Annotated in this window: 11 protein-coding genes; 5 read left to right on the top strand and 6 right to left on the bottom strand. The window is 71.8% G+C overall.

The annotated features are described in order from the left end of the window. The first annotated feature begins 2 nt into the window (after positions 1-2). From D3273_RS02410 to leuC, 3 genes are all read left to right on the top strand, one after another. Complete coding sequence (locus D3273_RS02410) at positions 3-1244, top strand: MFS transporter (protein ID WP_129223149.1); 1242 nt, start codon at positions 3-5, stop codon at positions 1242-1244. Between the two features lie 72 nt (positions 1245-1316). Further along, complete coding sequence (rplS, locus tag D3273_RS02405) at positions 1317-1742, top strand: 50S ribosomal protein L19 (protein WP_129223147.1); 426 nt, start codon at positions 1317-1319, stop codon at positions 1740-1742. Positions 1743-1903: 161 nt separating this feature from the next. Then, complete coding sequence (gene leuC / locus D3273_RS02400; RefSeq protein WP_129223145.1) at positions 1904-3334, top strand: 3-isopropylmalate dehydratase large subunit; 1431 nt, start codon at positions 1904-1906, stop codon at positions 3332-3334. A gap of 19 nt (positions 3335-3353) precedes the next feature. On the opposite strand, the gene D3273_RS02395 is transcribed toward leuC, so the two are convergent. Next, complete coding sequence (locus D3273_RS02395; protein WP_245500949.1) at positions 3354-4085, bottom strand: DUF3142 domain-containing protein; 732 nt, start codon at positions 4083-4085, stop codon at positions 3354-3356. After that, complete coding sequence (locus D3273_RS02390; RefSeq protein WP_129223141.1) at positions 4082-6199, bottom strand: PA5441 family protein; 2118 nt, start codon at positions 6197-6199, stop codon at positions 4082-4084. Before D3273_RS02390 ends, D3273_RS02395 begins: the two co-directional genes overlap by 4 nt. Positions 6200-6371: 172 nt before the next feature. Here D3273_RS02390 and D3273_RS02385 point away from each other — a divergent pair, with 172 nt between their 5' ends. Continuing rightward, positions 6372-6620 (top strand): hypothetical protein, encoded by a 249-nt coding sequence (locus D3273_RS02385; RefSeq protein ID WP_129223139.1) that lies wholly within the window; start codon positions 6372-6374, stop codon positions 6618-6620. An 18-nt stretch (positions 6621-6638) separates the two neighbouring features. Here D3273_RS02385 and D3273_RS02380 read toward each other — a convergent pair whose 3' ends face one another. Genes D3273_RS02380 through D3273_RS02370 form a run of 3 tightly spaced genes read right to left on the bottom strand, consistent with a single transcriptional unit; the run spans position 6639 to position 11271 of the window. After that, positions 6639-8225 (bottom strand): efflux transporter outer membrane subunit, encoded by a 1587-nt coding sequence (locus tag D3273_RS02380; protein ID WP_129223137.1) that lies wholly within the window; start codon positions 8223-8225, stop codon positions 6639-6641. A 2-nt stretch (positions 8226-8227) separates the two neighbouring features. Further along, positions 8228-9811 carry a DHA2 family efflux MFS transporter permease subunit gene (locus D3273_RS02375; RefSeq protein ID WP_129223135.1) on the bottom strand — a complete coding sequence of 528 codons (1584 nt, stop codon included), beginning with the start codon at positions 9809-9811 and terminating at the stop codon, positions 8228-8230. Then, positions 9808-11271: an HlyD family secretion protein gene (locus tag D3273_RS02370; RefSeq protein WP_129223133.1), complete on the bottom strand. Its 1464-nt coding sequence runs from the start codon at positions 11269-11271 to the stop codon at positions 9808-9810. Before D3273_RS02370 ends, D3273_RS02375 begins: the two co-directional genes overlap by 4 nt. A gap of 304 nt (positions 11272-11575) precedes the next feature. Here D3273_RS02370 and D3273_RS02365 point away from each other — a divergent pair, with 304 nt between their 5' ends. Further along, positions 11576-12166, top strand: coding sequence for a TetR/AcrR family transcriptional regulator (locus D3273_RS02365; protein ID WP_165359349.1), 591 nt, complete (start codon positions 11576-11578; stop codon positions 12164-12166). Between the two features lie 172 nt (positions 12167-12338). Here the strand turns inward: D3273_RS02365 and D3273_RS02360 are convergent, their stop codons facing one another. Continuing rightward, on the bottom strand, positions 12339-12770 hold the full coding sequence (locus D3273_RS02360; protein WP_129223129.1) for a hypothetical protein: 432 nt from the start codon (positions 12768-12770) through the stop codon (positions 12339-12341). Between the last annotated feature and the right edge of the window lie 49 nt (positions 12771-12819).

Genomic DNA, 12819 nt, shown 5'->3' with positions numbered 1-12819 from the left:
GCATGGCGGCCCCGAGCGACGCGCGCCCCCCGCCTCGGCCCGCCGCCTCGGCGCTGCCGCCCTTCCTGCTGCTCTACGCGGCGCTGTATTCCGCCTACGGCACGGAATCGGCGTATCTCCCGTCCTTCTTCCAGAGCCACGGGCTCGCCGACCGGAGCATCGGCATGGTGCTGTCGGCCGGCACGCTGGTCCGCATCGTGTCCGGCCCCGCGGCGGGGCGGCTCGCGGATCGCCTGGGCGCGCGCCGCGGCGTGTTGGCCGCCGCGGCGCTGCTGTCGGGCCTGATCGGCACGCTCTACCTCGGCGCCTACGGCCTCGTGCCGCTGCTGCTGGTGTGCCTGGCGCATTCCTGCACCGAGGCCACGCTGGCGCCCCTGTCCGACGCGCTGGCGGTCGCGGCCTCGGCGGCGCGCGGCGGCTTCCGCTACGGCTGGGTGCGGGGCACGGGCTCGGCCGCCTTCGTGGCCGGCACGCTGCTGTCGGGCCAGCTCGTCGACCGCTTCGGGCTCGGCTGCATCATCGGGGCGAGTTCGGCGCTGTTCCTCGCCATGGCGCTGTCGGCGAACCGCGTCGCCGCGCCGGACGCGGCGGGCGAGCCCGACCGCGGGGGGACGCTGGCGGCCGCGCGCGCCCTCCTCGCCATGCCAGCCTACCGCACGCTGCTCCTCGTCGCCGCGCTGGTCATCGGCAGCCATGCCGTCAACGACGCCTTCGCGGTCATCACCTGGCGCGGCGCCGGCTACGGCGGCACGGCGGTGAGCCTGCTGTGGTCGGAATCCGTGCTGGCCGAGGTCGCGGTGTTCTTCGTCGCCGGCCCCTGGATCATCGACCGCGTCGGCCCGGCGGGCGCCGCCGCCATCTCGGCCGGGGCGGGGGTGCTGCGCTGGGGCGTGATGGGCGCCACGGTGGCGCTGCCGGCGCTGGTGGCCGTGCAGGCGCTGCACGGCCTCACCTTCGCGCTGCTGCATCTCGGCGCCATGAAGGTCATCGGCACGGCGGTGCCGGAGCGGCTCGGCGCCACCGCCCAGGCGGTCTACGGCAACATCGCCCTCGGCGTGGCCTCGGCGGCGCTGACCTTCGCGTCGGGCTACCTCTACGCGGGCCTCGGCATCCGCGCTTTCTGGGTCATGGCGGCGCTGTGCGGGCTGGCGCTGGTCCTGGCGCCGGGGCTGGGGCGCGGCGCAGGTCCGCGCGGCGCGTCCCGGCCAGCGAAACCGGTCGACAAGCCATCGTCGCCGTTGTAGGACGCGCCCTCAACTCATAACAGCGAGCCGAAACGCGGCTGCCTCAAGGCGGCCTCCGGCGAAGGACGATCCATGGACATCATCGCGATTATCAACGCCGAGGAGATGCAGCGCGTTTCCGCCGGCAAGACCATCCCCGAGTTCCAGCCCGGCGACACCGTGGTGGTGAACGTGAAGGTCAAGGAAGGCGAGCGGTCCCGCGTGCAGGCCTACGAGGGCGTCGTCATCGCCCGCACCGGCGGCGGCCTCCAGGAGTCCTTCACGGTCCGCAAGATCTCCTACGGCGAGGGCGTCGAGCGCGTCTTCCCGGTCTATTCGCCGAACATCGACTCCATCAAGGTCGTCCGTCGCGGCAAGGTGCGCCGCGCCAAGCTGTATTACCTGCGCGACCGCCGCGGCAAGTCGGCCCGCATCGCCGAGCGCGTCGACACCGTGGCCAAGGCCAAGAACCTCGCCAAGGCCAAGCAGAAGAACGCGAAGACCACTGCCGCCGAGTGAGCGGCGGCTTCCTCGGCACCGCCGCCGAGTGAGCGGCGGCATCCTCGGCACTGCCGCCGAGTGAGCGGCACCCTTATCTGGAACATCGGCGACCGGCCGGGCAGACCCGACACCGGTCTGCCCGGCCGGTCGTCTGACACGACGGCCATGGGGACGAGACCATGGACGAGAACGCGCCGCGGAAGCCCCGCACCCTGTACGACAAGATCTGGGACGACCACGTGGTCGACCGGCAGGCCGACGGCACCTGCCTGCTCTACATCGACCGCCACCTCGTCCACGAGGTGACGAGCCCGCAGGCCTTCGAGGGCCTGCGCATGACGGGGCGGGTGGTGCGCTCGCCGTCCCGCACGCTGGCAGTCGTCGACCACAACATCCAGACCTCCGACCGCCGGGGCGGCATCAAGGAGCCGGAGTCCCGCCTGCAGGTGGAAACGCTGGCCGAGAACGTGCGCGAGTTCGGCATCGAATATTACGACCAGTTCGACGCGCGCCAGGGCATCGTCCACATCATCGGCCCCGAGCAGGGCTTCACGCTGCCCGGCACCACCATCGTGTGCGGCGACAGCCACACCTCGACCCACGGCGCCTTCGGGGCGCTGGCGCACGGCATCGGCACCTCCGAGGTCGAGCACGTGCTCGCCACCCAGACGCTGATCCAGGCCAAGGCCAAGAACATGCTGGTCCAGGTCGACGGGCAGCTGCCGCCCGGCGTCACCGCCAAGGACATCATCCTCGCCATCATCGGCGAGATCGGCACCGCCGGCGGCACCGGCTACGTCATCGAATACGCGGGCGAGGCGATCCGCGCGCTGTCGATGGAAGGCCGCATGACGATCTGCAACATGTCGATCGAGGGCGGCGCCCGCGCCGGCCTGGTGGCGCCCGACGACAAGACCTTCGCCTATCTCAAGGGCCGCCCGAAGTCCCCCACGGGCGACACCTGGGACGCGGCCGTCGACTATTGGTCGACGCTGCACACGGACGAGGGGGCGCATTTCGACAAGGTCGTGCGCCTCGACGCCGCCGCCCTGCCGCCCATCGTGTCCTGGGGCACGAGCCCGCAGGACGTGGTGTCGGTGGCCGGCACGGTGCCGCACCCCGAGGAGATCGCCGACGAAACCAAGCGCGACAACATGCGCCGGGCGCTCGACTACATGGGGCTGAAGGGCGGGGAGCGGATGACCGACCTCCACCTCGACCGCGTCTTCATCGGCTCCTGCACCAACGGGCGCATCGAGGACCTGCGGGCGGTGGCCCGCATCGTGGAAGGCCAGCGCGTCGCGTCCTCGGTCAGCGCCATGATCGTCCCGGGCTCGGGCCTCGTGAAGCTGCAGGCGGAGCGCGAAGGGCTCGACCGCATCTTCAAGGAGGCCGGCTTCGACTGGCGCGAGCCGGGCTGCTCCATGTGCCTCGGCATGAACCCCGACAAGCTCAGCCCCTACGAGCGCTGCGCCACGACCTCGAACCGCAACTTCGAGGGTCGCCAGGGCCACAAGGGCCGTTCCCACCTCGTGTCGCCCGCCATGGCGGCCGCGGCCGCGATCGCGGGGCACTTCGTCGACGTGCGCGAGATGCAGTCGGCCCACTGACGAGGGCACGCCGCCCCCGTCACCCGTTGCGCAGGAACACGACGTAGCCGCGGAACAGCGGCCGTCGCTCCAGCCCCTCGGGGGGGCGCCATTCGGCGCCCTGCAGCAGCCCGATGCGGAACGGCACCGTCATGCGGCCGAGGGTGCCGAGGTAGGCTGCGTAGCCCGGGATGACGTGCCGGCCCTGGTAGATCTGCAGCACGACCTCGTCGACCGTGCCGGCCAGAGCGGCGAGCCCGGCCGGGTCGCCGTTGGCGCTCCAGTCGAGCAGTCCGGTGATGCCGAGCCGGCAGTCCGCCGGCAGGCGCCCGCGCAGGTCCTTCAAGAAGGCCGCGTAGCCGGCCAGGCCGCGGGTGCGGGCGTCGAAGTCGATCTGCACCCCGACGACGCGGTCCCCGGCCGCGCGCCAGTCCGCCAGGGCGCGGAGCACCTGCGCGTAGACGGCGGGGGGCCAGGCGAGGGTCGCGGCCCGCACCACCAGCCACACGTCCGATCCCCGGACATGCGGGATGGCCGCGCGGCGCGACGCGAGGCGCACGACCGGCCCGTCCTCGACCTCGCCCTGCAGCAGGTAGACGGCCTCGGCCCCGGCGAGCGCCGGCTGGGGGCGCACGCCCGCCCAGAGCCAGAAGGCGCGGTAGCGGCCCGCCTCGACGATCTCGGGCGCTGCGGGCGGCCCGGCACCGGGGGACGCCGCCGCCGAGCAGGCCGCGACGGCCAGCGCCGCGGCGGCCCGGGCCGCTCCCCTCACCACCAGAGCGACAGGCGCTTGGCCCAACGGGAGCCGGGATAGTCTCGCTTCAGGGCGTCGTACCAGCCGTGGCGCGTCGCCTTGGGCGCGTCGGGGCCGCCGCATTGCGTATTTCCCGAGGGCTCGTAGCACCGCACCGCGCGGTAGAGCGCGTAGGCGCGGTCGTCGGCGGGGGCGGCACGGTCCGCGATGATCGCCGCATAGGTGGCCGAGCGGGCGTAGGGCTTTCCCGGGAAGGCGCTGGGCACGCCGCCGAGGTCGCCCTTCGGGAGCGGCCGGTCGAGGCTGTCCCCGTCCATGCCGTTCAGCCGGACGAATTCCGCGAGGCACAGGCGGTCGCGCACGGAGTCCGGTTCGGCGGCGAGCTTCGCCACGGTGGCGGGCAGCGGTGGGCAGCCGATCTCGCCGGCCGACTCGCCCCGGGCGAAGACGCCGAGCGGGGGGACCTCCGTCGCATCCACGCCCGGCGACGTGTCGCCCGCGACGGCCGCGGCGGGGGGAACGTCGGCGAGGTCGCCGAGCACATCCGCGTAGGCCCCGCGCGTCACGCCCTTGTAGAGCAGCGTGAAGAGCGCGACCGCGCGCTCGCGCTCCGGGCCCGCGCTGTCCCGCGCCCGCGCGCGCAACAGCGCCGGGCCGGCGACGCGCTCGAGCAGGATGGCCCGCATCGTGGGGTCGGTGACGAGCGAGTCCGGCGCGAACACGTCGTCGAGCCGTCCCCGCGCTTGGTCGTGGAGCGCCAGGGCCAGTTCGACGAGCGAGCGGGTGAGCGGGCGCCCCGCCCCGGGGACGAGCTCTCGCCAGAAGCCGCGGGCGTTGCGGTCCCCCGCCGCTTCGAGAGCCTGGCCGCGCAGGAACTGGCGGCTGAACCAGAGGTAATCGCCGTCCCGCCGCCGCGTGTCGTCGGGCAGCCCGCCGAGGACCGGGGCGGTCGCGCCGTCGACGGCGAAGGCCGCGGACGCCAGGAGGAACGCGTGGAGCGCCGGCAGGGCGGCGAAGGCGTCGCGCTGGCCGTCGAGGTCCGGCCGGACGGGCGGGGCGCCGGGCTTGGCGCCAAGCCGGCGCATCGCCTTCAGGTCCATCACGGCCAGGAGCAGCGGATCCCGCGTCATCGCCGGCGTGAGCCGGGGCAACAGCTTGGCGTCGATCTCCTCGACGAGGGACAGGTCGTCGATGCCCCGGGCTGCGGCGGGCCGCGCCAGCAGGGCGGCATAGCGGCCCGCGAGCTTCTCGGTCCACCCCGCCAGCCAGTCGACCCGGCGCAGGAGCCCCCGCGCCGACACGGCGTAGCGCCCGTCCGGATGGGCCGCCAGGTAGGCGTCGAGGCTGGCCTCGACGCGCGCCGCCGCGGCCGGTTCGGCGACGAAGCCGTCCTTCAGCGTGCCGTAGTCGTCGAAGGCGTCCGCCTGCAGCCGGTTCACCCCGGTGCGGGCCACCATGTAGGCGGCGGTGTCGGCGAGCCAGGGCAGCGGGCTGGTCCGCTCGAGCTCGAAGGCCCGCTCGGCGTCGTCGAACCGCGCCGCATAGAAGGCTTCCGTCCCCCTGAGATAGGTGGCGAAGCCGCGGCCGGCCTCCGAGCGGACGGCCGCCGTGAGGGCGGCGACCGGGGACGAAACGGGCGGCGCGGCGGCCGGCGCCCCCGAAGCCGGTGCCGCCGCGCAATCCGGCTTCAGGGACGCGCGCGCCGAGGCCAGGGCGACGCGCTCCTCCGGGGGCAGGGCGGCCGTGGCGTCGACCGCGGCGTCGAAAGTGGCGGTGCCTCCGTCGTTGGTGCGGCATCGCGAGCCCTCGCCCGCCGCATAGGTGCTCCCGTTCGGCGGTCCTCCCGGCGCGAAGGCGTCCCGGTAATCGCGCCAGCCCAGGATCGGCTTGGCCGTGGCGGCCGGCGGCGACGCGGGAAGGCCATGCCGGTCGAAGAGCAGCATCAGCAGGTTGGCGCGCGTGTCGTTGCCCGGCGTCAGGGCCGCGACCGTGTCGCATTCGCCGAGCGATGCGGTTTCGATGCGCCAGCGCGGCTCGCACAGGTCGCCGCTGGCCCAGGCCGGCGAGGCGGCCAGCCACCCGAGCGGGAAGGCGAGGCCGAGCAGGGCGGCGAAACGGCGCGGTGCGGTCATGGATCCCTCGGGGACGCCCGCCATGCTACTCGGGCGCGCGCCGGGCGCAACCTCCGCCGGGAGCCCGGCCGGGCGGCACACGCCCCGATGGTCCGCGCCCCGCCGCATCCACCATCCGTTAACCCTGGCGGCGTTTGATGGGACGAAGACCAGAGCGCCGGAGCCGCATCCCATGATCACCGTCGTCGAGGACCGCGTCCTCGCCCGCATCGCCCTCGAATCCGTCGCCTGGAACGAGGGCGGCGATCCGGCTCGGCTGGCCGACGTCGCGCTCGGCCAGGCCGTCATCGCCCTGCGGGTGCTCGGCATCCCGACGACGCCCGAGGTGACCCGCGCGGTCGGCGACGACATCGCCGCCGTCATCGCCGATCCCGAACTGCTGGCCCGGGCGCGGTCCTCCGCGGCCCGCCTCGCTGCCTGAGCGGCGGCCCTCAGGCGCTCACGGCCCGTCGGGCTTGAGCGCGAGGTCTCCCTGCGGGATGGTGACGTCGGCGAGGTCGAGCTGCGGCACGGGCTTGTCCGGGAAGGTGGTTTCCCACCCGCCGCCCAGCGCCTTGTAGAGCGCCACGAAGTCGGTCGAGATATTGGCGGTCGCCTGGCTGAGGTTCACCTCGGCGCTGAGCACGTTCTGGCTGTTCTGCAGCACGGTCGTGAAGGTGTCGACGCCCTGGCTGTAGCGCGTGCGGGCGAGGGACAGGCCGCGCCGCGCGTCGGCCACCTGCTTCAGCAGGAAGGAGCGTCGCCCCTCGTCGCCCTTCAGCGCCGCGAGCCCGTTGACGACGTCGTGCCAGGCCTGCAGCACCGCCTTCTGGTAGGCGATGGCGGCTTCCTGCTGGCGCGCCTGGGTGAGCACGAGGTTCGATTTCAACCGGCCGCCGTCGAAGATCGGGATGGAGATCGCCGGCCCGACGTTCATGTATTGCAGCGAGTTGCCGCGGAACACCTTGTTGGGGTCGAGGGCGTTGAAGGACGGCGACCCCGTGATGGTCACGGTGGGGAAGAACTCCGCCTCCGCCACGCCGATCTCCGCCACGGCGGCGTGGAGCTGCGCGTCCGCCATGCGGATGTCCGGCCGGCGGATGATCAGGCTCGACGGCACGCCGACCGGCACCTTGGGCGGCACGGGCGGGATCGCCTTCGAGGGCACCAGCTCCTGGCTCAGCGTCAGCGGCGGCTGGGCGAGCAGCAGCCCGATGGCGTCGACGGCCTGGATCTCCTGCTGCTGGAGCTGCGGGATGTTGGCGCGGATGCCTTCCACCTGCTGGGCCGCGCTGGCCACGTCGAGCCCGGTGACGAGGCCGCCCTTGGCGCGCGTCTGCACGATGTCCAGGATGTCCTGGTTCACCTTGGCGTTGGCCTGCTGGATGCGGATCTGTTCCTGGATGCCGCGCAGCTGCACGTAGTCGCGCGCGAGCTCCGCCAGCACCGACACGAGCGTCGAGCGCCGGCTTTCGGCCGAAGCGTCCACCAGGGCCTCGGAAGCCTCGATGTTGCGCCGGACGCGGCCCCACAGGTCGAGCTCCCACGAGGCGTCGAAGCCCGCCGTGTAGCTTTCGAACGGGTTGCCGAGCGACGTGCCGGCGCCGGAACCGGTGCCGGAGGAGCCGCCGTTCAGCACGTTCGACGGGATCAGGCTGATGATGCCGTTCTGGCTGTATTGCTGCCGGTAGGCGCTGCTGGCGCCGTTGACGCTCGGCAGCGCCGCCGCGGCGGCGGTGCCGAGCTGCGCGCGGCTTTCGCGCAGGCGCAGCGAGGCCGTCTGCACGTCGAGGTTCTGCTCGGCGACGCGGGCCTCGAGCTTGGACAGGATGGGGTCGCGGAACACGCGCCACCATTCGGCGTCGGGCTCGGCCGCCGTGGTGCCGGCCAGCACCTTCAGCGGCACCTTCACCTTCGTGCCGTTGTCGACGTAGCTTTTGGCGTCGACGATGGGCGGCAGCGGCGACACGTATTCGGGGCCCATCGTGCAGCCCGCGAGGGTGGACCCCACGAGGAGGGCGGACAGGAGGCGGAAACGCTCGGTCATCGTCAGTGGCCCCCGCCGCCGCCGCCCTGGGCGGTCTTCTTGGAGATGAAGAAGCACAGGGGCACCACCAGGAACGCCACCACGGCCGAATACTGGAACACGTTGTTGTAGGCCAGCACGGCCGACTGGTGCATGTACGTCTGATAGGTGTGCGACACGGCCTCGTCGTGGACCGAGCCCGCGGCGCGGCCGAGCGTGCGCAGCGTCGCCTCCGACTTCTGGATCAACTCGTTGTAGCCCTGGTTCAGCGGCGTCATGAACTTCGACAGGTGGGCCTGGTCGGCCTGGCGGCGCTCCGTCACCAGCGCGGTGGCGACCGAGATCCCCACCGCGCCGCCCACGTTGCGGAACATCGAGAACAGCGCCGCCCCGTCCGACCGGTACTTCTGCGGCAGCGTCAGGTAGGCGATGGTGGAGATGGGCACGAACAGGAAGCCCAGCGCCGCCGTCTGCGCCGAGCGCATCTTCACCAGCGTCCAATAGTCGATGGAGGTGACGAGCCGGCTCGAATACATGAGCGCGAAGCCCATGATGGTGAAACCCGTCATCACGATGTAGCGCGTCGGCACCACCTTCATCAGCCGCCCCACGATGGGGATCAGCATGATCACCACGATGCCTCCCGGCGACAGGATGAGGCCGGACAGCAGCGCCGTGTAGCCGAGCTCCTGCTGGGAGAACTGCGGGATCAGCACCGCGGAGGCGTAGAGGATCATGCCCATGGCGGCGATCAGCACGCAGCCCATGGCGAAGTTCCGGTCCTTGAACACGTCGAGGTCGATGATCGGCTTCTTGGCGGTGAGCAGCCAGCAGATGGCGCCGAAGATGCCGATGAAGGCGAGCACCGACATGATCACGATGAAGCGCGATCCGAACCAGTCGTCGTCCTCGCCGCGGTCGAGCGCGATCTGCATGCAGCCGAGGCCGAGCGAGATGAGCGCCAGGCCCACGTAGTCGATGCCGCGGCCCTTCTTCTTGGCCTTCTCCTTTTCCCACGGCGGGTCCTCGACGAGCACGAAGTTGGCGAAGACCGCCACGGCGCCGAAGGGGATGTTGACGAAGAAGATCCAGCGCCAGTCGAGGTGCTCGATGAGGTAGCCGCCGAGCGTCGGCCCGAGCACCGGCGCCACGATGGTGGCGATGGCGGTCACCGCGAAGGCGGCGCCGCGCTTGGCCGGCGGGAACGTGTCGAGGATGATGGCCTGCTGGTTCGGTTGCAGCCCCCCGCCGAAGAAGCCCTGGAAGGCACGGAACGCGACGAGCTGCCCGAGGCTCTGCGAGATGCCGCACAGGAACGAGAAGACCGTGAACATGAACAGGCAGATCAGGAAGTAGCGCTTGCGGCCGATCGTGTCCGACAGCCAGCCCGCGATGGTGAGCACGATGCCGTTGGCGACCAGGTAGGCGGTCAGCGCGTAGGTGGCCTCGTCGGAGGAGGCCGCCAGCGTGCCGGCGATGTAGGGCAGCGCTACGTTGACGATGGTGGTGTCGAGGATCTCCATGAAGGCCGCCAGCGTCACCGCGAGGGCGATGAACCACGGGTTGAACTTCGGCTTCCAGCCATCGACGGCGCCGACGCCGCTCATTTCAGCATCACCGTGGGCTCGACACTGACGCCGAGCGGCAGCGGCTCGTCGCGCTTCAGCCCCGAGTCGATGACGATCTTGACCGGCACGCGCTGCACGATCTTGACGAAGTTGCCGGTGGCGTTCTCGGCCGGGAAGGCCGAGAACTTCGAGCCCGAGCCGTGCTGGATCGAGTCCACGTGGCCGGTGAGCTTCAGGTTCGGGTAGGCGTCGACCGAGATGGTGGCGGGCTGGCCCGGCACCATGCCGTCGAGCTCCGTTTCCTTGTAGTTCGCCGTCACCCACACGTCGGGCGTCACCAGCGACATGATCTGCGTGCCGGCGGTGACGTAGTTGCCGGCGTCGACGTTGCGGCGGGTCACCCAGCCGTCCTGGGCGGCGCGCACGGTCGTGAATTCGAGGTTGAGCTCGGCGTTGTCGAGCTGCGCCTGGGCCTGCTCGGCCTGGCCCTGGAGCTGGTCGACCTGCTGCTGCGATTGGGCGATGTTCTGCTGCACCGGCTCGGCCTGGGTCACGCGGGCCTGGGCCTGCGCCACCTGCGCCTCGGCCTGCTGCTGGCCCGAGGAGGTGGTGTCGACCTCCTGCTGCGTGGTGGCCTGCCTGGGCAGGTTCTGCTGGCGCTTGTTGTTCGATTCCTGCAACGTCAGGTTGGCCTTGGCGGACAGCAGATTCGCCTGGGCGAGCTGCAGCGCCGCCGGGAAGTTCTTCTTGGAAATTTCGACGCCGAGCTTCTGGTTCTGGATCTGCGCCTTCAGGGCGTCGAGGTTGCCCTTGGCCTGGTCGCGCGAGAAGGTGAAGGGGCGCGGGTCGATGTGGACCAGCGGGTCGCCCTTGTGGACGAACTGGTTGTCGACGACGTCGAGCGACACGATCTGCCCGGACACGCGCGGTGCCACCGCCACCACGTAGCCGTCCGTATACGCGTCGTCGGTTTCGGCCTTCCCCCTGTTCGACAGGTAGTAGTAGACGAAGAAGGCGACGAGCAGCAGCGCGACGATCACCGCGATGGTGATGATCAGCGGGCGGCGGCTCTTGCGGCGGTCCTGCGCTTCCTTGTCGTCGCCTTCGCCGTCCTTGCCGTCCTTCTTGTCGTCCTGGCCCTTCCGGCCTTCGTCCTTCTGGTCTTGGCCCTTGCGACCTTCGCCCTTGCGGTCGTCGTCCTTCCGGTCCTTGGACCCGTCGTTCTTGCGGTCGTCGTCCTGGCGGTCGTCGTCGTCGCGCTTGCGCCGGTCGTCGCGCTTGCGGTCGTCGTCGCGGCGCTCGTCCCGGTCGTCCCGGCGCGCGCGGGGGGCGTCCCGGTCGTCGTCGTCGTCGTCGAGATCCCGGGCGTGCTCGGCGCCGCGGCCGCCGCCCCTGCGCTCTCCCTTGCCGATCTCCAGCACGTCGCGGCGGGCGCGGCGGCGGGGCGGGGCGCGGTCGTCGTCCTGCGCGTGGGCCTCGTCGGCGTCGCTCGGGGTCATCGTGGGGTCTTCCGGGGCTGGTTCGTCGTTGGGTCGGGGCCGGCGTGTGTCATGTTCCAGCTGACACATGCCGGATCGAAAGCGGGGGCCCGTTCACGCGTCCGCGTCGGAGCTTCGCCCCGACGATGGCCTGACGGGCCCTATGCGGCGCCGTCGGCGGCTTGTAGGTTGGGAAGGCGCGTAACCGAACCGGTGGGTTCGGATATAAGGCGAGCGGATGGGTGCGAAGTCAAGCGGCTCCACGGAACTGTCCCACAATGATCCAGGGCCTGTGCCCCGCGGGGCACGGCGTCGCGAGGAGATCGTGGCCGTCGCCGAGGCCGTGTTCCTGGCCCAGGGCTTCGCCGAGACCACGATGCGCGACGTCGCGGCGCGGGCCGGCGCGTCGAAGGAAACGCTGTACCGCCACTTTAGCAGCAAGGAGGGGCTCTTCGCCGAGGTGGTGAGCAACCGCGCGCGGCTGCTGCGCGGGCGGCTCGACGCCGATTTCGAGCGGCCGAACGCGATGGGCGAGATCCTCCGCGACCTCGGGATCAACCTGCTCGAGGCCATGACGAGCCCCGAGGTGACGTCGCTGCTGCGCCTCGTCGTGGCGGAAGCGCCGCGCGACCCCGCCATCGGGCGCATCTTCTACGCCCTGGGGCCGGAGCGGACGCGGGGTCGCCTGACCGAGTACCTGGAAGCGGCGCGGGCCCGGGGCGAGTTCACGGGCGCGAACGCGGAGCTCGCGGCCAGCCTCTTCCTCGGCGCCGTGACGTCCCAATGCCACACGGCGCGCCTCGTGCTGCAGGACCCGCCGCCGATGGGCCGGGCCGAGATCGAGGAGCGGGTCGACGAGGTCGTGGCGATGTTCACGCTGCGCTACGGGCGGGCGGACGCCGAACGGTCGTCATAGGTGCCGCTCCCCGGCCGTCACCTCCGACCCCGTCCCCCGAAGAACCCGTCCCCGACGAGACGGGCGCCGTCGCCTGCTCCGGCCCGTCGGCGTCCTCGTCGGGCGGGGGCGACACCCGCGGGCGGGCGAACCGGAGCCGCGGCGAGGCAGGGGCGCGGCGGGCCGGCCTGGATCAGGCGTCGGCCATCCTGACCTTGGCGGGATCCATCGTGCCGTAGGGCCAGCGCAGCACCACCCGGCGGAAGGCGCTCTGCAGCGCCGCGTCGATGTTGGCGCCGTCCGTGCGGACCGAGCTTTCCATCGCGCCGTCGCCGATCTCGACCCAATCGCGGCCGATCTGGAAGGCGAGCCGTCGCTCGCCCTGGCTGGCCGACGTCAGGGTGGCGTGGAACATCGAGCGCTCGGTCAGGTCGTCGGTCTGGGTCGGCGAGAAGTCGATCAGCCAGCCGCTGTTCCGGGCGCCGTTGTCGCGCGCCGCGAAGCCCGACAGGCGCGCCTTGAGGTCCGCGATGAAGTTGGCGTCGCGGATGTGGAGGCGGCCCGCGTAGGTGGCGCGCTTCTGGTGGTCGCCGAAGATGCGGATGAACTTGGTGGCGTCGTCCACGTCGATGCTCCAGGTGCAGAGGGGGGGCGTCGACGTCGCGTTGGCTCGC

Origin of the sequence: Lichenibacterium minor (assembly GCF_004137685.1) — a bacterium.
Lineage (GTDB): Bacteria > Pseudomonadota > Alphaproteobacteria > Rhizobiales > Beijerinckiaceae > Lichenihabitans > Lichenihabitans minor.
The sequence above is the reverse complement of the archived record's forward strand: the minus strand, read 5'-3'. Positions and strand labels throughout refer to the sequence as shown.